We start from the raw sequence: 23,751 nt of genomic DNA on the forward strand, positions 1-23,751 counted from the left end.
GAAAAAACCTATCTTTTGATAAAGTAATATAAACTTGTCCCTATAATTTCTAGTGCCTCCTGCATACGTTGAGGAGAAATATTTTCTAAAACGGTATCTTGAGGTGTATGGAATACCTTTTCAACATGATAAATTAGGGGATTCCAACTCTCTACATCCATCCAAATAAATAGTGCTGAGGAAATTCCAGCTTCATAAAATGGTACATGATCACTAGAATCAAACTTTCCAGTTAATACAACCGATTTCCCTAATGCTTTACTAGTAGCTACTGCGGTATTTGTTACTTCATTTTGAGAGCCATCTAGTGTCATTGCATATAAGTCCTTAGCCTGTTGGTAACTTGTCGCTATCATATCTGCATTAAAAACCCCTAGAATATGTTTCTTATCTGTTGTAGATAACTGATTAACATAATGGTAAGCACCTAAGGATTCATTTTCTTCTGCTCCAAACGCTATGAATTGAATTTCTTTATTAATCTCTATATCTTTAAAATTGTATGCTAACTCTAATAAAAGTCCTACGCCAGAAGCATTGTCATTTGCTCCAGGTGCTCCGATAACACTATCATAATGAGCACTCATTATTGCTACATCCTCATTATCTGTCTTGTATTTGGGCTTTTTTTTCGCAATAACATTTAATGAACTCAAATTCATTTCGTGTTTTGCCTTTAAACTAACTATATTTTTATTATGCACTATTTTATCTTTCATTCTAATTCCCTGATTATAAGCAAGCCCAAATACAGGTATTGATTGTTTCTTTTTTAGAACTGGGTTAAAGGCTTCTCCATAGTTGCCTCTATCCCCAATCGTACTATATAACAATACAGCTTTTGCTCCCTTTTCTGCTGCATACTCAACTTGTTCATTATATTTCTCATACGTATCAGCTTGTTCCAGTAATACTATTTTCCCATGAATTGGCTCAGGTGAATTTTTAATATCGTTCTCTTTTCCTATAGAAACTACCGGCCCTACGACAGGATCTTTAGGTATAGATGCATTAGATGCTGCTCCAACTTGCCATTCTTTTTCTCCATACACACTAAAAGAGATACTCCCAATATATTGATCTGGTACAGGAAAGGCCTGATACTCAACTTCATACCCTAATTTTTTTAATGTATCTCCAATGTATGTAGCTGCTTTATGTTCTTCCTTAGTCCCACTTGGACGTGGACCAATTTTCTCAGACAGAAAACGTGTATGTTCAATAGCTCGACTAGCACGAACCTTATCTGACATGAGAGAACTTTGGTCGTTCTTAGTCATAGCATGTACTAGTATTACATCCTCAGATAAATTACTAAAAAGGAAAAGCAACAAAATCCCAAAAGTTACAATAAGCTTCTTTATAAGAGTTAGTTTTTTCATTTGTCCTCCCTATGATTAAAAAAGATTAATAGTAAAACCTTCCCTCCTAACACACTTACTTAGAAGAAAAGGTTCATTAAAATAATCTCTAACTCAAGTTACATGTAAAAATAAATAAACCGATAGTGCCTTTTATATCTCCAAATAATTCATTTTTGTTTGCATACCAGTAATATTTTTATGAAACCAATTAAGAGTCTCCCATGACCTCTTTCTATTCGTATAATCAGTTTCCTGAACCTCAAATACAATTCCTATGTTTTTATCCAAAGTATTGTTCTTCACTTTTAATAAAGTTTCATGTAATAAACTTTCATCAATAGATCCATTAGCCGGATTCTCTCCCTCATAGCAACGTATCTCACTATAAGGAATCGTTAAATGCTTAAAAGAACTAAAATGAAAATGTTTAATATAATCCATTAAGCTTAAATACTTATGAAAATCCTTATATTCAATTTCTTCTTGCCTTAATAATTTAGAAATACCTAAACGTGTAAGATAGGTTATAGACCAATGACATATATCCCATGTTATTCCAACGTTAGATAACTCCAGATTAACCAAATCAGTAAAATCTTCGGGATATATAAATATAGGATCAAAATCATCGCCCAAGTTTCCAATAATGGGTAGGTTTTCAACGCCAATCCATATATCAGTCCCTTTTATTTCCTCATCTAGCATATTAAAGAACTCTATAATCCTTTTTCTATTATCTAGAAGATTATAGTTTTGAAATTCCGCGACATTCATGAATTGATTAGCATGCACTGTTATACCTGATGCATTATACTTTATAGCAAGGTTAATAAATTCATATAGTTGCTTTTTAATAAATTCATCATTGAGATAGTCTGCATTATCAGTAGGAAAATGCAGCGTTAACAAGGATGGATTAAGGGTTTGAACAAAAGACAGGACCTCAGAAAACCTTTTTGTATATGAGTTATCAAATAAAGATGTCCCATCAAAAATATTTGCTTCTAATCCATAGCCTTTTTCAACCCATTTTAAGTCAATCTGTTTACTATCTAAACCAAAGAACGGGACCTGTGGTATTAACATATTCTCTTCACCTACCATGTCCCCCTTACTAACATAAATGCCTCAGCCGCTTGGTATCCAGATTTGGCACCCCATACAAATGCGTTATGTCTCATTGCTTCTATAGAGCGTGGATGAGGAAATTCCCTTAACTCAGATTCATAATGTCTCATCGCACTTAATTTCTCCTCCAAATGATCTTCAATATTCACAAAATAATTAGGAAGAAACTTATCTTTTTCATTATAATTCCACTCTGTAGAAGATAAAGTTTCATATGCAAATACCCATTTGATATTAGTATCTGGCAGAGGGCGTGTCGCTGTCATTACTGCTCTGTAAACAACAGTATGATCAATATTTATATCTCCACCATATTGAGTATAAATAATTGTAGGATTTATTTTTTTAATGTGATTTTCAATCTCTTTCACTACATCAAGTAAGGGTAATGTATCAAGACGATTATCAGGGAAATCTAGTCTTGCAAAACTTTTTACACCAAGTGTAGTACATGCCCCCTCTGTTTCTTTATAAGATAAGTTCTTAACCTCTAAATCTAGCTCTTTATATTCTTTAGCTCTAGAAGATTTTCCCTCTGCAAGTATTACAACATGTACATCATCACCTTGTTTCACATGTTTCGCTATTGTTCCACCAACACCAATTATTTCATCATCCGGATGAGCGGCAAATACAAGTACATTCATAAAATTTTAGACTCCTTTAATTAATTTTTCTGTTTCCTTTGGTCCACAATTTAGTAAAATATCTAAAATAGATAAATGTGGTATAAATTCCCCAAATAATTGCTTGTAGGAATAATCCCTTATTCTTTGGTAGATAATTTCTATATTTTCATTCTCAAAATCATTTTCGTCTAAATAATCTTGCCCTAAACTTCCAGAATAATAAGTACTGGCATTAAATTTCTGACACAACTCTAATACAAAATCACTTTTCTTACCTGTAATCCCCTCTAAATCTGATACATAATATAGTTCCGTATCAATGTTTAATTCACGGATAATAAAATGAATAAAATTCATGTTCATATCATTTAAATTAATCCAATCTTCTGAATAAAAATTTTCTAAATAATCCTTATATACATTAAAGTAAGGTGCATTAGAATAATTAATTCTTATTGCTTTCCAATGCTTCCGTTCCCAATCTTGAGTATTGTCTATCTTTAACTTATTAAATGGAATTTCTTTATAATTCTTCATTTGTATTGGAACAGTTAACCAAGACGCTCCTTGTGAAGTTTTAATACGATTCCTATTTAAAAAACCTTTTTTTTCAAATTGTGCTATATCATGAAATACAAACACATCTGATTTATGAATTTTTTCAAAAAAACCATACCAAGGTAAATAACTTGGTTGGTGGCCACTAATAATCATAGTTTAAATCCTTTCTTTTAAACAAAAACATTTTTTCAAAGCTGCCCCCCAGTATATCTTAGGTCTAGCAATCCCTTTATTATGTGAATATCCTAAATCCGCATACTTTAATTTATTATGAATTGCTAATTCAAACGCATCATTTAGTAGTAAATATGAAGATTGTGAATTTTTCCCTTCGGTATTGTTAATGTTAATCCAATAATATAAAACCTTTTTATCCATTATAAAAATGCTGGAACTAATTAATTCTTCTTCTAAGAATGCCCCTAAGAAAAGGATTTTTTCTTGCAAATTAAGAACTAAATGATTAAAAAACTCTCTACTAAATGAATAACTCGCTCCTATACTTGTATTATGTTCTTGATATAATTGGTAAAACTCATCTAATTCCGCTACAGTTATAGGACGAACTTCAACATTCTGTTTACGTGCATACCTAACACTTGTCCTAGCTTTTCCAGAACACGATGTCCATAAATCCTCAAACCTATTTGGTAGATCTAACATATAAGTTTCTTTATAATCCCACTTTTCTTTACTATAACTTTGAAAAGGATTTATCGTTATAGGTAATAAAAGCTTTTGAATTTTATTTTCAAACTTCTTATTTATTATGGATTCATAAACTGAAAAATCTATTTTATCTTGGCCAATTATTATTGGACCTCCATAACCAATTAAACTTCCCAAAAGCCTACCATCCTGTACATACATAGGAGTTAAAACTACTGTATCTCGTGTTTCTATTAGTACTGGGAAAAATTGAACACCAGGTAATAATTCCATTAACTTTCCCCATTCGTAACTATGAAATACAGAACCATTGTATTCTTCCATACAGGCATCCCAATATTGGGCGTCAGTACATATTTCGATTTCCATATAATCACCTTTTAATTCTTATTCTCTAAATATTTCAGAATTTGACTACATATATACTTAAGGTCCTTATTCACTAAAGGATATTTAAAAGGTATTGATAATACCCTTGGCCATAAATAATCTATATTTTCTGACTCAGTTGCGTACTTCGAAAAAATAGGGATCTCACTCAGGGGTAAGTAATTCCAACAAGTTTGTATACCTTTTTCCGCTAAATGTACAGAACACTCATATCTATCAGATGATTCTTTGAATATAATGGTAAAATAGTTTAAATAAACATTCTGAGCTGAAAATATAATCTTAACGCCATACTTTTCTTCAATTTCCTGCAGCATTGTATAACACAGACTAGCGTTGCATATATTTATTTCTAAAATCTTCTTTGTTTTCTGTAGGTGTTTATCAATTAACAATGAACGTACTATAGACATTCTTTTTGGATTTATAACTTCCGTTTTCTCCGGTAAAGAATCTAATTTACTATTATTATAGGAGGGCAGAATCTCTAATTTCCTCCAATAATTAGTAAATAAACTCAGTACTCTACTCTTTTTTATTTTTATAGCTAATTGTGTTTTTAAATGATTCTTATAATCTAAAATTACTTCTTCCTTCTTTTCTTCACCCATGTCACATAATTCACTTATTGTACGATTAAGAAGTAACGCTCCTCCCCCAATACTTGGGATCGGTTTAGTTCCCCCAAAACTTAAAATACCAATGTCGCCTAAACTACCAACTGGCTTTCCATTTTGATAAGAAAACATTGCTTGTGCAGCATCATCGATGATATAAATATTATTTTCTCTAGCCCAGTCAATAATTTCTAAATCGTCATGACATCCATACAAGTGCGTAAGAATAATTGCCTTTGTATTAGCATTCCAATGTTTTTTTATTTTATTAAGAGAAATTGAATGATTAGTGTTTAAATCAATTAATACAGGTTTTGCTCCCACCGTTAATATTGCTTCTATTACATTAGGACAATTAAAGTTTGATAGAATTACTTCATCTCCCTTTGCCACTTTTAAGTACTTTAAACCAACTACTAATGCAGATGTACCGCTATTAGTTAATACAATTTCTGCATCCGGATAAAGAGCTTGAAGACTTTTTTTAAGTTTAGAATCATTAGGTCTATATACACTTTTCAAAAAAAATACATGATCAGATATACTCCAAGGAGAAGAATATATGGGATACTTAATTTTCTTTGGATTCTTAGGATATAGATACTGTGTTTCCATACTTCTCCCCTATTATTATCTCTAGTCCTTTATCTAATGAAATAATTGGTTGATAGTTTAAAAATAATTTAGCTTTCTCTATTGAAGGGATTCTTCTAAAGATTTCAATGCTAGAATTTCGGACTCCCTCTTCACCTAAATCAAGAAATTTAATTTTACTTTTATTGCCCATTAATTCATTAATTTTTATTGCTAGTTCTTCCATAGATATAGGTTTGTTATTGCCAATATTAAAATCTGCAAAGTTTTCTCCTTCATATTCAAAGGCTAGTATAGTTCCGTTAACAATATCACTTATATAACTAAAACATCTAATTTGCTGTCCATCTCCATAAATAGTAATATCTTCACCACTATGAGCTTGTTTTAAAAACTTAGAAATTACAAAGTTATCATTTTGTTGTGAACCGTATACATTAAAATAACGAACCACTCTAATTTTCAAACTATTACTAGCGTATTCTTTCAAATAATCTTCGGACATTAATTTAGCTTTTCCATAAGCTGATTTTGGAATTTTAATATCATTTTCTTTAAACGGAACACTCACTCCATCCCCATATACCTCCGAACTGGAAGAAAACAATAATTTTTCTATGCCATTTTCGTTACAAACCTGTACAATATTTTTCGTGCCTTCAAAGTTCACCCTCACTACATCTTCTTCATTTAAACGGCAATTATCAACACCCACTAATGCAGCTAAATGGATTACCCCATCGACATCAATAAGATTTTCTCTTAATGTTGCAATATCTAAAATATCAATTTCTTTAAAAGGAACATCAATACTTGGTTTAAATTTATCAAATATAACTACTTCATACCCCCTTGCTAGTAACTCCTTTGTAACATGCTTACCAATAAATCCGCTGCCACCAATAACCCCAATTTTCATAAATATTTACCTCCCTATTTTTAATTGATATAGACTTTTTAAAGACGTTATAATATGTTCAACCTCATTGTCTGTAAGAGCACTATACAGTGGTAATGAAATAATTTGATTAAATATCTCTTCCGTTTTAGGTAAATATACGTTAAATCTCTCTTCATAATACGGATGCATGTGAACAGGAATAAAGTGAACACTTAGCCCAATGTTTCTCTTTTTCATTTCTTGAATTACCTGATCTCTACTAACAGGAGAATTAGAATTAATTTTTATAACAAATAAATGCCATGCGTGTTTTACACTTGGATTGTTAGTATAATTAGGTAACGTTATATACTCTTGAACCTCTTTTAATTCCTCTTGGTACCTTTCAGCTATTCTCTTGCGTTTTTCAATCATTTCATCAGCTCTTTTTAACTGACTAATACCCAAACTAGCTTGTAGATCCATCATGTTATATTTAAACCCAGGTAATAGAACATCATAACGCCAGCTTCCTTCTTCACCATAACGATTCCATGCATTTTTGGTGATACCATGCCAACCATATAATCTAGCTTTTTCAGCAATCGATTCATTTTTAGTGACTAACGCTCCACCTTCACCTGTTGTTATATTTTTTGTGGCATAAAAACTGAAACAAATAACATCTCCATGTGTACCAATTAAAGTATTATCATATTTTGTTCCTAATGCATGCGCTGCATCCTCTATCAAAAACAGTCCGTATTCTTTACATAATTTTTGAAGTTCTTTTAATTTAGCCGGATATCCAGCAAAGTGAACTGCAATAATTGCTTTCGTTTTTTTAGTGATTTTTCTTTTAACATCTTGAAGATCAAGACATAAATTCTCTTCATCTATATCTACAAATACAGGTTTTGCACCTACATGCATAATAACGTTTACACTTGAACAAAAAGTAAAACTTGGAACTATTACTTCGTCTTCTAATCCAACTCCCAGAGACAGTAATGCTAAATGTAATGCGGCAGTCCCTGAATTACAACTTACTACATGTTCAGTATTCAGATATTCTTTTAAATTCTCTTCAAACTCTATCACTTTTGGCCCCTTTGAAAGCCATCCAGATTTAAGGGCAGAAACTACCCTATCTATATCTTCATCATTGATTTCCGGTCGATAAAAAGGAATAAACTCTACCATGTAATCACCTACAAACTTATAATATTTTTTTTATATACTGATTCATCTTTAAATATGTTTCTTGTGTCTAAAATTAAACAATTTACCTCGTTAAGCAATTTAAAATTAATGCAATCATGATCCGTATGAACAATAATTAAAGTGTATTTGTCTAATTGACTTAGGTTTAAATCTATAGATTTTTTCAATGTGTTATCGCCCACAATGAGTTCCTCTATAAACGGATCGTAATAATCCACGTTATAGTCTTCTATCATTAAATCATTCATAATATCCAAAGCTGGCGATTCCCTAGCATCATTAACATTCTTTTTATATGCAACACCAACCATAAGAATATCCTTACCATCTTTATCATCTAGTAACTGTAGTGCTCTATTAAGAACGTACTTAGGCATGTTTTCATTAATTTCTCTTGCCACATCAATCATTTTTGTTGCTAAATCCTTATTATTTGCAATCCACTTAAAATAAATAGGATCAATCGGAATACAGTGTCCTCCTACGCCAGGGCCAGGATAGAATTTTTGAAATCCAAATGGCTTAGTTCCTGAGGCATCAATTACTTCCCAAATATTTATGTTTAACTCATTACAAATTTGTGTCATTTCATTAATAAAAGCGATATTTATAAAACGATACGTATTTTCTAATAACTTAGCTGTCTCTGCTACTTCTGGACTGCTTACCTTATGAATATCCTTAATTAAGTTACTATAGAAAGCTGCTGCACAATCGGTACAATTAGATGTAACTCCACCTACGATTTTTATAATATCTTGAATTGAAAACGATTGATTTGCAGGATCGATTCGCTCTGGAGAGTATGCTACAAATATATCTACACCAATTTTAAAATTAGTTTTCTGTTCTAATTTGTATAAAACTTCTTCTCTTGTAGTACCTGGATAAGTAGTACTTTCTAAGATAATTAATGTACCTTTTTTAATATATTTAACTATTTCATCAACTGCTGAATGAATATATGTTAAATCTGGTTGTTTACTAGTTCTTTCTAATGGTGTAGGAACACATATAACTACAACATCACATTCGTTTATATAATCCATTTCTGTACTAACAAAAAATCTATTTGTATGTAAAGCATCTTGGATTTCAGTATCTTGAATATCACTGATATAGCTTATTCCACGTTCTAGTTTTCTTATTTTTACTGAGTTTTTATCAAAACCTCTTACCGCATAACCTACTTCTAAACATTTAAGAGCCGATGGTAGTCCAACATAACCTAGGCCTACATATCCAATACACGCATTTTTATTTGCAATTTTTTCAACTAATAAACTTTTAGTTTCATTATTTAATACTGTGACCATTACTTATCACTTCCCCAAAAGATTTGATATTAAAATGCTTACTAGCAAATAATAACTGTGCGTTCTAAAATCCCATGGATGCATATAAAATACTGAATTAGCAACAAACTACATTTTTGGCACTATCAATCCTCCTAATTTAATAAACATCTAAATTTGTAGAAATTCATGCGAAATATCAAGATGTAATTTATATCTATAATATTCACACGTTATTTTTTGGGATTCAATTGATATTTTTCTATTTTTTTACTTTCTCAATATATAATAATATTTACAATTCAGAAAATTCTTTTTTAAAAAACCAAATATTTTTATATCATTAAAACAATATAATAGTTGTTATATCTACATTTAGTACGATTTTCATCCTTGAATAAAGAAAAAATTATGCTTATAATTATCCAATAAATCCCATTTTTTAGTGATTTAAATGAACATTTAACCATAACTAAAATGGATGAGTTTCATATTTTTTACTTTTCATTAAAATTAATGGAAAAAAATCTATCTGAATTATAAAAAACAATTTGAAATATATTCAAATTGTTGACATAACAGATGAATTTATTAACACTTGTTGATTTTGTAATAATTCTCAAATACATAAACTCCTTAATGCTACCCAAAAATCATAATGACGCTTTACATCAAAAAAATTGCAACCCTCTACATTTAATGGGGGTTGCGATTTTTATGTACAAATAATTTTTATAAATTTTGCGTTAACCTAATCATATCCATACATTGAATACCATTTTCATATATTTCTTCATTATAATTTCGTAAGAAAAAGTCCTTATCCACACTGGTTATTCTAAAACCACATTTTTGATAAAGGCCTAGTTGCATTAAACTAGAATTTCCTGTGCCTATTTCTATAGTTTTATATTCTTCTTTTTTAGCATAGTCTATAGCAAACCCAAGTAAATATTTCCCATATCCTTTTCCTTGCTCTTTTTCGGAAACTGCTATATTTATAATCTCAATCGTTTCTGTTCGGGTAGGAATTAAAATCATAATACCTACAGTAACAGCACCTTTTTTTAAAACAAAACAATCTCCCTTTTTAAGGTATCCATTAACTACTTCTGTTGAGGGATCAGCTAGTAACAATAACTCCATTTCTTCCATGTTAATACTTGTACTTTTTTCTATACTAATTCCATCCACATTATTTAATTCCATTTCTAACATCCTCCCAATCAATATTTTCAATTAATATCTTAAATGAATTCCTTCTTATAAGACAATATCAAAAACAATATTAATGTTTTTTAATAGACAGGGTGCTGGAAAATCTTTTTGAATTTTATAGAATGAATATAATGAAATATAATAAAGACTATAAATTTTCCACTTTAAATTCACTTAATCCGTATAATAGGTATGTTATTTTATTTCTGTTTTTTCATTTCTTCTTGCCATGTAGCACCAACACCACCTGATGGTGTATTCCACCGGTCTTCTTGTCGTTTAATACGCTCCATGTCTGCATCGCTCGGCTTAAATCCTTCTACTTCCTTATGTTGCTGTTCCTTATTATGATATTGTTCAACTTCTTTATTATTAGGTTTACAATTGGTAGTAGCTTCTTCGGGCTTATTATCTGCCTTTATACCTGCTGTACTAGATGCGGGCTTATCATTCGTTTCAATATTCTTGCCTTCGTTTATTTGAGGCTTGTAATTATTTGGATTATTCTCATTAGATTGCACGCCTACGTTTTTCTCTTCAGCCCAAAGATTATTTTTTTCACCCCATCCAACAGGAATAACTGAATACATTTTGTTATCTTGACCAACATAATCCGCACCAAGTAACTTACCATCCTTAAACTGAACTTGTATTACCGCTTGTGGCGCCTCGTAATTATATTCAATTAATTCTATATCATACTTCTTCGTTTTAAATGCACTTGTCGCATTACGGTGTAATGCCTTAGCTACTTCTTCATATGGCATACCATGTTCAAGTGCTTCAAAATAATCGACAGGCATTGTAGAACTACTATCTTCTGATGGAAACTGATACTTTACAATATCAACTTCTTCCTCATTCTTTTCCGTTTTAACCTCTTTGTTTTCGTTATCCTTTAGCACATTGTCATCCAACTTTTCCTTGTCCTTTAATTCATCACGCTTTGTATCATCTACCTTCTTATCGGCTTTCTCATCCTTCTTCACTATCTGTTCATTCTTAGATGTTTCTTTCTTGGTAGAGACGTTCTCCTGACCACATCCCACTAATAAACTTGGTAACAATAATCCTGCTACTAGATACTTTTTCATGTCCATTCCCCCTGTTCACTCCATATTTATAAAAATACAATAGCGTATTTACCTTATATTACCTAGGCACCTTCGTAATATTATAACAATATATTAAAATGTACAATGGGATTAATTCTTTACTATGCTGTCTATTACGAGATATCTTACGAGTTTAATTCTGTCAGTCACGCTACGGCTTTCTCACACTTCTTTTGCACAATTTCTTCTTCTCACCCGAGATACAACCTCTAGTGAAAACAAATGAACAAAATTTCGTTGATCTGATATGTATAGGTACTTATACATATCGATCATTAATACATTAGCAGTATCGACCAGTCAAACATTCTAATTAATCCCAATATTCATCCTAGCATGGGTTTCTCATTGTAAATAAAAAACGGCGAATCCTCCATGTAAGAGAATCCGCCATCACAAGTAACTAATCATTTCATATTTATTTTTTCATTTACTTTTGTTGGAAACTCGTCTATCTTCACATCTTCCCAAGCTATTGCACTTTTTTTCAGTGTAATATACATGTAGAAATACTTCTTTACGAAGATTCAAGTTGTACCGCATGTATCATCTCACTATTTACAAAATAAAGTTAGGCTCAAAATTCTTACACTTGAACAACTGTTTTGTTTTCATACCGTTTATAAGCCTTTGTAGAGGAATAGTATTAGTATGTCCAAGTTTGATAACTTTTTTGCACCAAAACCTACAACTGATCTCATCACTACCATATCTTTATCAGTAATTATCTTCATTGTGGGTTCTTAAATTATACTATTTTCATAACATATGCAGAAGAAATATAACCTACTTGTTTTTAATCTGCCGTTTTAAATAGTGCGTTCTAAAAAACTACTCTTCTTCTAAAATAGCGTAATAATATTCATCCCACCATTCATTCCCATGTGGTATACACTTCCTAAAATAGCCTTCTCTTCTCATTCCAATCTTCTCCATCACTCGATATGATGGAATATTTTGTGGCTGACATGTAGCTATAATCCTATGTAATTTCATTTCCTTAAAGCCATATTTCAATGTAGCTTGTGCTGCTTCAGAAGCATATCCTTTATTGAAGTATTTTGGATTGAACACCCAACCAATCTCATATGTATGCTCACCAAAATATTTATGAAAAACTATATGACCAATCAGAATATCTTTATTAATTAATACTACAGGAAAGTTCTTAGCGTTTTCACCAATGTTTTCATTCACAAAGTTCCTTGTATTTTCTTCAGTAAAAACCCCTTCAGGTATGTATTTCATAACATTGATATCTGATGTATACTCATGAACAGCTTGCCAATCTTTGAACTCAAATTTTCGTATTAATAATCTTTCTGTTTTTATAAACATTTACTTTTCCCCCTCAAAAAATTGCAACTATATTTAAAATCCACTTTTAACCCTTAAAACAAAAAGAACTTGCAGGAATCTCTACAAGTTTTTTTATTTTAAGGTGAAAATACGGGCCAAACAAACAAACTATCTTACAGCTTGACTTTAGAAACTTTAGGGGTAATGCTTTGACAAATATACTATATAACAAATATTGACATCCACGGAATTTATTTTTGAAAATTGTGTGAATTAAGAAAGAAAGTAGTTTTTTTCTTAGATATTATTGTTAATAACTGATGGTATCATTATATTTCATTCTGCAACTTATTTAGAAGAGATATGTACATTTCGAAGAAGTTCTTCAATAAGTTTTGTTTTTTCATTTACCTTTGTGGCATATGTGAAATCACCATAACAATATGGATACCTAAAATTATTTTTATTTCCACCACAAGTATACATCGCTGGATTTTGATCAACCTTCATCTTAGAAAACGTTTTGGCTGAATCCTCCGAGTGTTGTTTAACTTCTTGACTAGCAATAAAATCAATATACCCTGGCCCCATATTATAGCTTTGAATAATTGTATCCATGCTAACATCCTTGTCCGTTCCATATTTGTACATTTTAGCAAAGTGTTTTACCCCTTGTTTAATGCTCAAGCTTGTCTCTTGAATTTCATTTGGTTTTAATCCAAGTGATTCGGATGACTGCATAGGGTCGTTTCCCTCACCTCTACTCTCTTGGTACATAATTCCTAATAAAACTGCAGTTTTCTCTCCTAAATTATATTTTTCTAATTCTTTTTTTAAGGTAGACTCATATTGCAATACACGTTTTTCGGTGGCTAGTGCTTTATTTTGTTGAATATTGGTTTTATGATTAAAATAAAGCATTCCAAGTATTATTCCTAAGCCTAAAATACTAATAAGGAACACTTTTATAATTTGTTTTTTACTTGTATCCTTCATATATTCCTCCTCGTATAAAAAATTCAATTTTTCAAAGGTAATTGGTTATTTACAAACTATGTAATGAACATCTATCTCCCGCCCTTTTTAGACTCAAACATCAATACTTTAAGGTTTCAAGTTTAATATAAAAATTTAAAGATAAGGTAAAGATAAGATAAAGGGCATTTTTTATACGTACTTTAAAAGATATTGGTACAAAGGGATATGTGGGGAAATTTGTTGATACAAAAGGAATTAGTAATAATGGAAAGGTTAACGTACAAATTATTAATTATGGAAATATCATTCCAGAAGATCTACCCTATCTTTTCAATATACTTCATATAAAAAATTACAACATAACATATAATAAAAAAAGGCAAACCCTCGACGTAGGAGAATCCACCATCACAAATAAATGATTATTTCACACCTAGTTTTTCTTTTACTTTCTTAGGAAGCTCGTCTTCCTGCACTTCCTCCCAAGCTGTTACACCTTTTTTATCTAAATGATATACACGTAGGAATAGACCTACGCTACCTTCTTTCTTCACCTTCCCATAGAATTTGTTAACATTATCATCTTTCTCCTAACTAACATCTGTTACTTTTACTAATTTCATATGAGAAATCCCCTCCAAATGTACACACTAAGAATGAGATTTGATAGAAGATGCTTGTCTACATTTTGACTTTTCCAAAATACGAATAATATACCATTCGTTAATGGTCTGATTCGACTTTTCCTATTGAAACTGGAATATTTGGTCAAATATATTAAACACGCAAATAACTTGATATCGTATCTCATGATTTTTAAGAATAATTCTGTTTTTCATTGTAGTAGTAAGGTTGTTTATCTCATATTGAATTACCTTTCATTTTTCTTACAAGCTCGCAATGTTTTTGAAAATACAGTTTATAAAGCCGAGAATTATGATTTTTTCAGAGATAGCATTGAGGGGTTTTTCATATGCACTGTACTATACTCCCGTACAGGTTTCATTTACAATTCATTGTATTTTCTTTACCGTTCACCAAGTTAAAATGGAACAAATTTATTACTTAGAGTGTCTATTATGTGTATTCCTAAAAATATGAAAGGACTTATTATTCCCAAAAGTAAAGTGATGTAAAAAAAGTGTGTATTGAAATACTTCATTTAAATGTTACGAGTTTAATACTTTCACAGGTAAACTATTACAAGTGTAAGCAAAAAAGAAACACCCTAAACAGTAACCGTTCATTCATATAAACGCTTTGGTTCTGCTTATCCTGTTAAAATTCAACTTCAGAAGTATTGGTATCCAACACCCACTTTAATTAACATCGGTATTTAAAATACCAAAACAAAATCCCTATATTGTTGAAAGAGGTTGAAAATTCATGTACGTTTTAAACAAGTTCTTTACCTACAAAAAGATTGTACCTGTCGTATTACTTTCATGTGTAACACTAATAGGGTGTTCTAATAGTAATACTCCATCTGAACCACCTAAGCAAACAAAACAAATAAAGCAAATTAAACAAGAAAATACAGGTCATGATTCTTTTGCTAAGCTTGAAAAAGAATATAATGCTAAGCTTGGTATTTATGCTCTGGATACAGGTACAAATCAAACTGTTGCTTATCATCCAAATGATCGTTTTGCATTTGCCTCTACATCTAAATCATTAGCAGCGGGAGCTCTTTTACGTCAGAACTCAATAGAAGCTCTTGATGAAAGGATTACGTATACGCGTGAAGACCTTTCTAATTATAATCCAATTACAGAAAAGCATGTGGATACAGGAATGACGTTAAAAGAACTTGCAGATGCTTCTGTTCGATATAGTGACAGTACGGCACATAATTTAATTCTTAAAAAATTAGGTGGTCCATCCGCATTTGAAAAAATCTTGAGAGAAACGGGAGATACGGTTACTAAATCTGAACGATTTGAACCTGAATTAAATGAAGTACATCCTGGAGAAACGCGCGATACCAGTACACCAGAAGCGATCGCTAAGACACTTCAATCATTTACATTAGGATCTGCACTTCCAACAGAGAAACGTGAATTATTAGTAGATTGGATGAAGAGAAATACGACTGGTGATAAGTTGATTCGTGCGGGCGTACCAAAAGGATGGGAAGTAGCTGATAAAACAGGCGCAGGATCTTATGGAACAAGGAATGATATTGCGATTATTTGGCCACCAAACAAAAAGCCAATTGTTCTTGCCATCCTTTCTAATCATGATAAAGAAGATGCAGAATATAATGATAAGCTTATTGCTGACGCGACTAAAGTCGTATTAGATACTTTAAAAGTTACGAATAAAAACTAATAAATTAATAGTTTTCCGTGTTAGGGAGTATATTCTCTGATAAGAGTAACCATACATGAACGTCAAATGATGTTAGAAAACGAAAAAACACGCAGTTCCATTTGGAATTGCGTGTTTTTATTTTGCTAATTTATTGGGGATAACCGCATGTGTCATCCAGTGCTGATTGGATTGCACATGGTCTTTTCGAACAAATTTCCCTACGGATTTTGAAAAATCATTATAGTGAAACGCATCCGTTAATCTAAGTACATACCCTTCCTGAATCCCTCCAAAGAGTGAAGTACCGTTGTAGCACGAACGAATTACCTTTTCATTATAGGGGCCACGATATAACACTGGAACGTGTGCAAGGCCTAACTTTTTACACCATGCAACTGTTGCATCCCACGATAAACATTCATTTTTCTCATTCCATATTGAAAAGACATAAAAATAGGAAGTCAGTGCTGTGTAGTGAATGCTATGACAAGCATATACATTTTCACCACATATACGCCATCCTTCTGGAATTCTATACCCCATACTTCCTTGTAACGTTTTTACCCATGTTCTCGATGGGTGATGACCACTTGATAACGACCTTGCATGAATAGCATCTTTATAAAGGGATGTATTTTCACCATCTAACTTTTCTAGTACGATTACTTCTTGAGTTTCAAATCCGTCCATATTTTGTAGAACACGGTCATCACTTGTTACCCCTATCGACCAAGGAACGTGCAATGTTCGTGGATATTTACAAGCATTTTTTCCCTTCTCTACTTCGCAAATGCATCTGCATCTCGGAAAAAATATAATTTCGTAAGCATCTCATCACCGCAGTAATGATAGATTTCACGTGCTGCCTCTTCCCCGCCATGTAACATCTTCATATGAAACTCTGTAATCATTAATACTTTCTCAATAAACTCCTATTCGAAACCAAGTTCCATTAAAAAGTGGCAAGCGATGTGAGTACTGACATATTCGTGACCATAATACGAATGGTACCCTTTGAGCTTTTTAAATACACGGCAAAACGGTTTACCTGTATCATGGAATGCTGCAGCACTTTGCAGAAGAAATAAATCTTCCCCTACATAATTCTCTGTTAAATGAGCGTATACCATATATGTGTGCTGACATAATGGTAAGGAATGATAGGGGTTTCCTTGATTATATTGAAACATATCAGAAAAGAACGGGATGTTCTTCATGACAAATTGAACACCACACCCATGCGTCTCCTCCTGTTTCACCATTACAGTTTACTCTAAGTCCCGCTTTACTTGTTCGTTTATGGTTTCTTGTAGTTCGAATAAGACGATGCACAATCCGCTCTGATTTTATGTAATCTATTAGCTTGAATCGTTACTTAAATATAAAGGGTGTCTCGGAAACCTATCCTTTTTTTCCTAAGGCAGTGTAAATCGTAACCTCTGAATAACTCATGAATATCTTTATACCAATTGTGATATCTACAATTTTCTCCCCAAGCAGCAATCAACATATTTTCCATTAAAGTTTTTTATTTCCAATATTTCATCTAACTTCGTACGATTAATTACTTCCTGTAGTAGTCTTTCTACTGTATCTATTTTTATCTCATTTGGTTTTCTCAATATTTTTCACTTCTATTTTTTGATTGTTATGACTGGCACCTGCTCGGTGTCGGAAAATTCACTGTAACCATAATAAAGTAGAAAAAACAATAAAATAATTGTCCAAATAAATATAAAAACTTTATAACTATACTTCATATGAAAAACCTCATTTTCCCTATATAAGTGAATGTACATACACCTTATAAATCCAATTACATAAATTATTGGATATTTCAGCAGTAGAGAATCATTAAGTATTAGAAATTGTTATTCATAAACATATCCAAGAAATCTTCTAAAAAATATCATCTAGGCATTTTAACATTTTATCAAAATGCACAGATAATATTTTTACGTTTAGCTAAGTAATGCTTTTTATGTAATAAATCCTTATCTCTATTTCACCTTAATGTTTATATGTACAAGAGTCTGTGTAGCAACTAGACTGTACTTTAAATATGTACTAAATTGTGTGTGGGAAAGGAAGCACATTTTATTTAAAGTTTTACTTTAAACCCCTTAATTAGTTGGTAGTCTTCTTCATTCAGACAGAAAGGAAATTTAAAGTGTGCACTTATTTTCAACTCAGACTCTTTACTACACACACTCCTATACACATAAAACATCTATAAATTTCGTAACATTACAGAAACAACAAGAAACATTAACGAAACAATAATAACATTGAGTAATAGTTTTGTAACACAAATGTAACACAATGTATTTAATCGTACAATACTTTTTTAGCTAATTATCAACAAAGTTCTGTTAATATCGTTCAAATTTAATAATGTTCCCATAAAGTATTACATATTGCTTGTGAAATGATTTTTCAAAATATAACGAATCATACCATGACGGAGGAATATTAATTCAATTTAAAAATAAATGGATTGATATCTTTCTAGCTTTTGTATCCCAATCATGTTGTAGAGCGGATTATGGTTATCCAATTAATGTAGGTGACCATGCACAAGCTAAGCCTTCTAAATAATTACTGTACCTAAAAAAAACAAGTAATTATACTTGTTTTTTTAGTTTACTTTCCAATATCGAAACAGTTTTATGTGCTTTCTTTTCCTGTCTACATTGGATGCATATCTTACTAAAGATAGCTTCTATTTTTTTTATGATTCTAGTGAAGTAATTAATTGCTGACGTTCTTTATCTCTATAAATTTTCATTTCATGTTTAAACTCGTAATTTCCTACTTCAAATCTAGCCCATTCCTTACTTGTCCAATATACTACATTTACATTTTCTCTTAAGATTGCAGAACACACATCCACTAATTCATCTTCGTAAAATGGAGCCTCTTTTGCTAATTCAAAAGCAAGCACTTTTGGATCCTTAGTTTTAATTTGAAGTTCCCTAGAGGTTTGCCCTAAATACTGCCATGGTGATGGTATTGATTGAACTTGGGCATTTCCCCTATCTTGAAACTGTGATGGAGAATCATTTGTTGAAGCAAATGTAGGTTTACTTACTCCTATTGCTGTTCCTAAAAAAATAGAACCAATAATAAGTTTTTTAATCATTTTTTCAGCTCCTTTAATAATTTTGGATATGCTTCATTTTTATACCACGTTCATGGTCATGTAAATGAAGAAAATTTGACATAATTATGCATTTTTCTCGAAAAATGCATATTAATTACGCACCTTAAATTTACCCAAAACAAAATTATTGGTTTAACGAAACTTTTTTGTCATAAGTATACACTTTTTGTATAAAAATTAGTTTTTAAAATATTTGCATACTTATTGATAAAGCTTCCTGCTATCCGTTATTCGAAGCCAGTTTATCTCCACCTACTCACTTCGCATTCCTTGAAGAAGGAATCCTCTTGACTAAAATGATAAAAAAAGTTGAGGATTCCCCCAACTTTTTAATACGTCTGTTGTCTGATTAAACCTGTAGATGTAACCCGATATATTCTTTTCTTTCCTATATATTCCTGTTTTCCATTCTCAAGGTTAGTTAAAGTCGCTCGTGTTTTTTCCTTCGCCACTTCCCCTTCTATATGAGTAAATTCTATATAATCTCCCTCTTTTACAGGTACTGTTTGGGTTTCAGCATTTTGTTGTCTATTTCCTATAATTTCCTTATTGTACAAAACGCTACCAGATGAATTCTGGACTTTAATACTTGCATATGTGCTATTGAAATAAGAATGCGGCACACCAGCTTCTAATTTGATTTTCAGCTCTTCTGCTGTTTTATTATAATCTACTTTTGCAATTTCTCGATCACTATATCCTTTTAGGGACCATGCAAATTGTTTTCCATCTAGAATTGTTGTCTCTGGCATTTTTTCTACTTTCTTTAATCCCTCTTTTGTAACCTCATACCTTGCTGACTTTCCAATAGTCTCATTTTTATTATTTTCAAGATTCGTTAATGTTGCGCGTGTTTTTTCCTTTGCTGCTTCCCCTTCTATATGAGTGAATTCTAAATAATCTCCTACTTTTACAGGTACTGTTTGGGTTTCAGCATTTTGTTGTCTATTTCCCATAATTTCCTTATTGTACAAAACGCTACCAGATGAGTTCTGGACTTTAATACTTGCATATGTGCTATTGAAATAAGAATGCGGCACACCAGCTTCTAATTTGATTTTCAGCTCTTCTGCTGTTTTATTATAATCTACTTTTGCAATTTCTCGATCACTATATCCTTTTAGGGACCATGCAAATTGGTTCCCTACTAAAATATCAGAATTTCCATTTGTAATTTCTACTTTTTTCTCTACAGTTCGATCAAATATGTCTGTTAATGTAATTTTAGCAAAAGCCGTTTGAGGCAATTGCATAGTTTGACTTACCTCAGTTTTGTAAGACTTAATATTATCGATTACTTTCAAAGGTTGTCCCATTAACTTTTCATTGTCATAGATTTCAATTTTCCCTTTAAACTGTGGAGTACTTTGTTCTTTCAATTTCCATGAAACATTTAATTTTCCATCTTCAAAGCGAGTATTTTGAATATCAAAATCTAAATTTCCCATTTCTGGTTGACTAGGCTGATTTATATTAAAGGTTTTTCCAGTACCAATAGTTGATTGAGTATTTCCTCCTGCCCTAACCCATAGATATTCTGAAGTTGCTCCTCCATCGTATTGATAGGACGTATCATGTTGCCCAGAGATACGCTGATTATTCCAAGAATTCCATTGTTTATCTGAAACTTTTCTGCTGTATCCATTTTTAAGACGTGCTTCTCTTACATCTTGTCCATTACCAGCCCAGTCCTCTTGAAACATCGATAAACCATAGTTAAATGCCACATTTGCAACTGGATGATCCATAATAGCAACTAACTTCCATTGATTTAATTTATTATCTTTTATCCACTGGCCAAACTTTGTATGGCCATCTTCTTGCCAAGAACGTAGAGTCATTCGATACCATTCACTATCTTTCCAATTATAAGTTGTTTGTACCTTTAGACCTGTTCCTTCTCCACCAAATCTACTGGCTTCTGAAGTCGGCGATAAATATTCAGCTTTTATTGCTTGGTTTGATGCTATTGGATCCCAAAGCGCAAAGTGAAGGGTACGTTTACCGAATTGATCAAAACCACTTTGTTGTTGGAAGCCCGCATAACCACCACCTTCTCCTCCCTGATTCCAGTTATGCACAGCCCAATATGTATAAGGTGCTGTTTGGACTGGTGACCAGTCTATGCTAATAATATCTGAAGCAGCAGTATTCTGTGGTGTTACATAAACTGATGGGGCATGAGATCGGGTTGCTGCCTCTGTACTAGAAATTGGTGCTCCATACATTGACAACATGGTACAAGCCGTTGAAACCATAACAATTTCTTTTATTTTTCCCCTTGTTTTTACTTTAAACATAACTTCCTATCTCCTTTTAAATTATTTTAGTTACATTGAATAATAACCCTATATATCCCTTTAAACAAATTACGTAATAAAGTAACATTAGCTTTAAAATCTAGATATATTTAATGTTTTTTTCACTGCTATTACTAATCAAATTATAGTATTTTGTATTAAAATCGTATGATTTAGGACTAAATATAAAGTGAAAATTTTATAAAATTTCATAAATATGTAGTTTTAGATATTTATGATGAAAGACCCACTAAATAACTTAATTGATTTTATGAAAGATTTCCTTACTTTATTGATTACACTATTAAACCTAGAATTGTTTACCAGAAAAATGTTATGTAAACTTTTAATTTGTCGATTAGAAAAAATAGTTTATCTATTTGCTGATATCTTATCATTAGTTAGAAAGAGCCTACTTAAAAACGTAGACTCCTTTAGGTATCCAAACGTTACATATATAACAAACATAAAAAAATAACATCGAATTCTTCTGTTAGTTTATTTAATATTTAATGACGTAGATAATGTATTCCAAGGTGCATTTGTAGATGTATTTTGATATTTAAATTGCCCATTTTGCTGTCCTGAAGCATCCCATTTATATTCCCATCCATCCACTGTTCTATCCCCATTTATATCAATCATCTTAGAATCTACTTTTTTTAGTTTTTGACCACTCATTTGAGCAATTGGATTTCTACCATATCCCATTTCATTTGTATAAATGTATAAATAGCTCCCTCCGTGATCTTTAGCTGTACTTAAATTATTAGGACCAATAAATTCAACCCCGCCTAATTGAGATTCAACTTTTACCACATTTAATGATGTTAATGGTGGTGCAGGTGCTGCGGATACATCAGTCGCTAAGCCAACTGTTGCTCCCACTAATAATGATGAAACTCCTATAATCATTCTTTTTAGCATACTCTCATCCCCTTTCGATTTAATACAAATTGATTCTATCATAATAATTTCATACATTTCCTTCCCTTTAAAAGAGTTAACAAAAAGTACCTATTTACATATGAAATTGTGCATATTCATTGCTTTTTACCATTTATACTTATCATAAATCATACTAAAGCATAATTAGTTCTCTCCCCTGATTGACTTACTACATTTGGCCCCATCTCAAGGTGACTATTCTAAGAACTAAAAAATGGTACATAGTTCACTGGTTTAACAAACAAATAATAGAATTGCAAAGTCAACTTAATTTAAGTTGGCTTTTCCTCTAATATTATAAGCAAGATCCACCACTTGCATCAATTAACTCACCAGTTATCCAACGACTGTCTGATGATGAAAGAAAACCTACAATATCAGCTATATCATTAGGTTCCCCCCACCTATTAAAGGTCGATAAACCTGCAGCATATTTTTGTCCATCTTGGTTGCCCAATGTCTCAGCATTCATTTCTGTGTTAATTATGCCTGGGAGAATTGCATTTACTGTAATACCACGAACACCAAGTTGTTGAGCTAAAGTATGAGTGAGTGTATTTATTGCCCCCTTAGATATACTGTAGGCAAAAACACTTGGGGAGGCTACCCTTGTGACAAAAGACGAAATATTTATAATCCTTCCCCCATCTTTTAAACGTGGCAAAGCCTTCTGAATAATGAAAAATGGAGCTTTCACATTAATATTCATAACCTCATCAAAAGACTCCTCTGTAGATTCCTCTAATGTTAAAACCTGCCCAATTCCAGCGTTGTTTACAAGGATATCAAATGTAGTATTACCTATATATTTTTGAAGAGATTGATCCATCATTGAATACAAGTTATTAATGCCATTAAAAGTACTTAAGTCTGCACGAATCGCAAATGCGGAACCGCCATCTTGTTTAATTTTATCCACTACACTTTCTGCTTCTTCTTTTCTTTTACTATAGTGAACAACGACTAACGCACCAGCATGTGCCAAATGTAATGCAATACTTCGGCCTATTCCTCTACTAGCCCCTGTTACTAATGCAATTTTCCCCTTCAATTTATTCATCTCATC

At 31.8% G+C, this 23,751-nt stretch carries 21 protein-coding genes and 2 pseudogenes; 2 read left to right on the forward strand and 21 right to left on the reverse strand.

The window, feature by feature from the left end:
* Window positions 1-8: 8 nt before the first annotated feature.
* The 14 genes and pseudogenes from ACYFX0_RS21275 to ACYFX0_RS21340 form a co-directional block, all read right to left on the reverse strand.
* Window positions 9-1,382 carry a M28 family metallopeptidase gene (locus tag ACYFX0_RS21275; RefSeq protein WP_106082167.1) on the reverse strand — a complete coding sequence of 458 codons (1,374 nt, stop codon included), beginning with the start codon at window positions 1,380-1,382 and terminating at the stop codon, window positions 9-11.
* A 132-nt stretch (window positions 1,383-1,514) separates the two neighbouring features.
* Entirely contained in the window at window positions 1,515-2,450 is a 936-nt protein-coding gene (locus tag ACYFX0_RS21280; protein WP_003281342.1) for an apurinic/apyrimidinic endonuclease family protein, read from the reverse strand.
* 11 nt (window positions 2,451-2,461) lie between these two features.
* Window positions 2,462-3,139, reverse strand: coding sequence for a PIG-L deacetylase family protein (locus ACYFX0_RS21285; RefSeq protein ID WP_001101895.1), 678 nt, complete (start codon window positions 3,137-3,139; stop codon window positions 2,462-2,464).
* 6 nt (window positions 3,140-3,145) lie between these two features.
* Window positions 3,146-3,835 (reverse strand): WbqC family protein, encoded by a 690-nt coding sequence (locus ACYFX0_RS21290; RefSeq protein ID WP_000587149.1) that lies wholly within the window; start codon window positions 3,833-3,835, stop codon window positions 3,146-3,148.
* A gap of 3 nt (window positions 3,836-3,838) precedes the next feature.
* The gene (locus ACYFX0_RS21295; protein ID WP_106082166.1) at window positions 3,839-4,720 is read right to left on the reverse strand and encodes a GNAT family N-acetyltransferase; all 882 of its coding nucleotides are present in this window, start codon (window positions 4,718-4,720) and stop codon (window positions 3,839-3,841) included.
* An 11-nt stretch (window positions 4,721-4,731) separates the two neighbouring features.
* Window positions 4,732-5,973, reverse strand: a complete 1,242-nt coding sequence (locus ACYFX0_RS21300) for an aminotransferase class V-fold PLP-dependent enzyme (protein ID WP_000449978.1) — start codon at window positions 5,971-5,973, stop codon at window positions 4,732-4,734.
* Entirely contained in the window at window positions 5,948-6,871 is a 924-nt protein-coding gene (locus ACYFX0_RS21305; RefSeq protein WP_000690425.1) for an NAD-dependent epimerase/dehydratase family protein, read from the reverse strand. The genes ACYFX0_RS21300 and ACYFX0_RS21305 overlap by 26 nt, the downstream gene beginning before the upstream one ends.
* 6 nt (window positions 6,872-6,877) lie before the next feature.
* Window positions 6,878-8,035 carry a DegT/DnrJ/EryC1/StrS family aminotransferase gene (locus tag ACYFX0_RS21310; RefSeq protein WP_000229112.1) on the reverse strand — a complete coding sequence of 386 codons (1,158 nt, stop codon included), beginning with the start codon at window positions 8,033-8,035 and terminating at the stop codon, window positions 6,878-6,880.
* Between the two features lie 8 nt (window positions 8,036-8,043).
* Window positions 8,044-9,372: a nucleotide sugar dehydrogenase gene (locus ACYFX0_RS21315; protein ID WP_000259078.1), complete on the reverse strand. Its 1,329-nt coding sequence runs from the start codon at window positions 9,370-9,372 to the stop codon at window positions 8,044-8,046.
* A 711-nt stretch (window positions 9,373-10,083) separates the two neighbouring features.
* Complete coding sequence (locus ACYFX0_RS21320; RefSeq protein ID WP_000422453.1) at window positions 10,084-10,560, reverse strand: GNAT family N-acetyltransferase; 477 nt, start codon at window positions 10,558-10,560, stop codon at window positions 10,084-10,086.
* A 209-nt stretch (window positions 10,561-10,769) separates the two neighbouring features.
* Window positions 10,770-11,663 carry a hypothetical protein gene (locus ACYFX0_RS21325; RefSeq protein WP_223266678.1) on the reverse strand — a complete coding sequence of 298 codons (894 nt, stop codon included), beginning with the start codon at window positions 11,661-11,663 and terminating at the stop codon, window positions 10,770-10,772.
* A gap of 852 nt (window positions 11,664-12,515) precedes the next feature.
* Window positions 12,516-13,022: a GNAT family N-acetyltransferase gene (locus ACYFX0_RS21330; RefSeq protein WP_000470152.1), complete on the reverse strand. Its 507-nt coding sequence runs from the start codon at window positions 13,020-13,022 to the stop codon at window positions 12,516-12,518.
* Window positions 13,023-13,331: 309 nt separating this feature from the next.
* On the reverse strand, window positions 13,332-13,979 hold the full coding sequence (locus ACYFX0_RS21335; RefSeq protein ID WP_000655722.1) for a lysozyme family protein: 648 nt from the start codon (window positions 13,977-13,979) through the stop codon (window positions 13,332-13,334).
* A gap of 404 nt (window positions 13,980-14,383) precedes the next feature.
* Window positions 14,384-14,488 (reverse strand): annotated as a pseudogene (locus ACYFX0_RS21340) (YxeA family protein); the annotation flags it as partial.
* 859 nt (window positions 14,489-15,347) lie between these two features.
* Between ACYFX0_RS21340 and blaIII the strand changes: the two are divergent.
* Entirely contained in the window at window positions 15,348-16,292 is a 945-nt protein-coding gene (gene blaIII / locus ACYFX0_RS21345) for a class A beta-lactamase BlaIII (RefSeq protein ID WP_000289420.1), read from the forward strand.
* A gap of 117 nt (window positions 16,293-16,409) precedes the next feature.
* Here blaIII and ACYFX0_RS21350 read toward each other — a convergent pair whose 3' ends face one another.
* The 3 genes from ACYFX0_RS21350 to ACYFX0_RS21360 all read right to left on the reverse strand — a co-directional run bounded on the left by ACYFX0_RS21350 (window position 16,410) and on the right by ACYFX0_RS21360 (window position 17,536).
* On the reverse strand, window positions 16,410-16,964 hold the full coding sequence (locus tag ACYFX0_RS21350) for an RNA ligase family protein (RefSeq protein ID WP_000348599.1): 555 nt from the start codon (window positions 16,962-16,964) through the stop codon (window positions 16,410-16,412).
* 89 nt (window positions 16,965-17,053) lie between these two features.
* Window positions 17,054-17,185: a hypothetical protein gene (locus ACYFX0_RS21355; RefSeq protein WP_000627209.1), complete on the reverse strand. Its 132-nt coding sequence runs from the start codon at window positions 17,183-17,185 to the stop codon at window positions 17,054-17,056.
* A gap of 21 nt (window positions 17,186-17,206) precedes the next feature.
* The gene (locus ACYFX0_RS21360; protein WP_000240601.1) at window positions 17,207-17,536 is read right to left on the reverse strand and encodes an HD domain-containing protein; all 330 of its coding nucleotides are present in this window, start codon (window positions 17,534-17,536) and stop codon (window positions 17,207-17,209) included.
* A 1,180-nt stretch (window positions 17,537-18,716) separates the two neighbouring features.
* Between ACYFX0_RS21360 and ACYFX0_RS21365 the strand changes: the two are divergent.
* Window positions 18,717-18,872, forward strand: a pseudogene (locus tag ACYFX0_RS21365) (DUF2278 family protein); the annotation flags it as partial.
* Window positions 18,873-19,005: 133 nt separating this feature from the next.
* On the opposite strand, the gene ACYFX0_RS21370 reads toward ACYFX0_RS21365, so the two are convergent.
* The 4 genes from ACYFX0_RS21370 to ACYFX0_RS21385 all read right to left on the reverse strand — a co-directional run bounded on the left by ACYFX0_RS21370 (window position 19,006) and on the right by ACYFX0_RS21385 (window position 23,745).
* The gene (locus ACYFX0_RS21370) at window positions 19,006-19,416 is read right to left on the reverse strand and encodes a hypothetical protein (protein WP_000592185.1); all 411 of its coding nucleotides are present in this window, start codon (window positions 19,414-19,416) and stop codon (window positions 19,006-19,008) included.
* A 350-nt stretch (window positions 19,417-19,766) separates the two neighbouring features.
* Window positions 19,767-21,737 carry a DUF3472 domain-containing protein gene (locus ACYFX0_RS21375; RefSeq protein ID WP_460271946.1) on the reverse strand — a complete coding sequence of 657 codons (1,971 nt, stop codon included), beginning with the start codon at window positions 21,735-21,737 and terminating at the stop codon, window positions 19,767-19,769.
* 498 nt (window positions 21,738-22,235) lie between these two features.
* Window positions 22,236-22,721 carry a DUF4879 domain-containing protein gene (locus ACYFX0_RS21380; RefSeq protein ID WP_000272949.1) on the reverse strand — a complete coding sequence of 162 codons (486 nt, stop codon included), beginning with the start codon at window positions 22,719-22,721 and terminating at the stop codon, window positions 22,236-22,238.
* A 259-nt stretch (window positions 22,722-22,980) separates the two neighbouring features.
* A complete protein-coding gene (locus tag ACYFX0_RS21385; RefSeq protein ID WP_001037508.1) occupies window positions 22,981-23,745 on the reverse strand; it encodes an SDR family oxidoreductase in 765 nt (254 codons plus the stop codon).
* Window positions 23,746-23,751: the final 6 nt, after the last annotated feature.

The organism is Bacillus sp. NEAU-Y102, from assembly GCF_054788175.1.

Bases quoted from the DNA above. Each gene is read 5' to 3' on its own strand.
- ACYFX0_RS21275 (WP_106082167.1), bottom strand. From the start codon at position 1,382: ATGAAAAAACTAACTCTTATAAAGAAGCTTATTGTAACTTTTGGGATT.
- ACYFX0_RS21280 (WP_003281342.1), bottom strand. From the start codon at position 2,450: ATGTTAATACCACAGGTCCCGTTCTTTGGTTTAGATAGTAAACAGATT.
- ACYFX0_RS21285 (WP_001101895.1), bottom strand. From the start codon at position 3,139: ATGAATGTACTTGTATTTGCCGCTCATCCGGATGATGAAATAATTGGT.
- ACYFX0_RS21290 (WP_000587149.1), bottom strand. From the start codon at position 3,835: ATGATTATTAGTGGCCACCAACCAAGTTATTTACCTTGGTATGGTTTT.
- ACYFX0_RS21295 (WP_106082166.1), bottom strand. From the start codon at position 4,720: ATGGAAATCGAAATATGTACTGACGCCCAATATTGGGATGCCTGTATG.
- ACYFX0_RS21300 (WP_000449978.1), bottom strand. From the start codon at position 5,973: ATGGAAACACAGTATCTATATCCTAAGAATCCAAAGAAAATTAAGTAT.
- ACYFX0_RS21305 (WP_000690425.1), bottom strand. From the start codon at position 6,871: ATGAAAATTGGGGTTATTGGTGGCAGCGGATTTATTGGTAAGCATGTT.
- ACYFX0_RS21310 (WP_000229112.1), bottom strand. From the start codon at position 8,035: ATGGTAGAGTTTATTCCTTTTTATCGACCGGAAATCAATGATGAAGAT.
- ACYFX0_RS21315 (WP_000259078.1), bottom strand. From the start codon at position 9,372: ATGGTCACAGTATTAAATAATGAAACTAAAAGTTTATTAGTTGAAAAA.
- ACYFX0_RS21320 (WP_000422453.1), bottom strand. From the start codon at position 10,560: ATGGAATTAAATAATGTGGATGGAATTAGTATAGAAAAAAGTACAAGT.
- ACYFX0_RS21325 (WP_223266678.1), bottom strand. From the start codon at position 11,663: ATGAAAAAGTATCTAGTAGCAGGATTATTGTTACCAAGTTTATTAGTG.
- ACYFX0_RS21330 (WP_000470152.1), bottom strand. From the start codon at position 13,022: ATGTTTATAAAAACAGAAAGATTATTAATACGAAAATTTGAGTTCAAA.
- ACYFX0_RS21335 (WP_000655722.1), bottom strand. From the start codon at position 13,979: ATGAAGGATACAAGTAAAAAACAAATTATAAAAGTGTTCCTTATTAGT.
- blaIII (WP_000289420.1), top strand. From the start codon at position 15,348: ATGTACGTTTTAAACAAGTTCTTTACCTACAAAAAGATTGTACCTGTC.
- ACYFX0_RS21350 (WP_000348599.1), bottom strand. From the start codon at position 16,964: ATGGACGGATTTGAAACTCAAGAAGTAATCGTACTAGAAAAGTTAGAT.
- ACYFX0_RS21355 (WP_000627209.1), bottom strand. From the start codon at position 17,185: ATGATTACAGAGTTTCATATGAAGATGTTACATGGCGGGGAAGAGGCA.
- ACYFX0_RS21360 (WP_000240601.1), bottom strand. From the start codon at position 17,536: ATGGTGAAACAGGAGGAGACGCATGGGTGTGGTGTTCAATTTGTCATG.
- ACYFX0_RS21370 (WP_000592185.1), bottom strand. From the start codon at position 19,416: ATGATTAAAAAACTTATTATTGGTTCTATTTTTTTAGGAACAGCAATA.
- ACYFX0_RS21375 (WP_460271946.1), bottom strand. From the start codon at position 21,737: ATGTTTAAAGTAAAAACAAGGGGAAAAATAAAAGAAATTGTTATGGTT.
- ACYFX0_RS21380 (WP_000272949.1), bottom strand. From the start codon at position 22,721: ATGTATGAAATTATTATGATAGAATCAATTTGTATTAAATCGAAAGGG.
- ACYFX0_RS21385 (WP_001037508.1), bottom strand. From the start codon at position 23,745: ATGAATAAATTGAAGGGGAAAATTGCATTAGTAACAGGGGCTAGTAGA.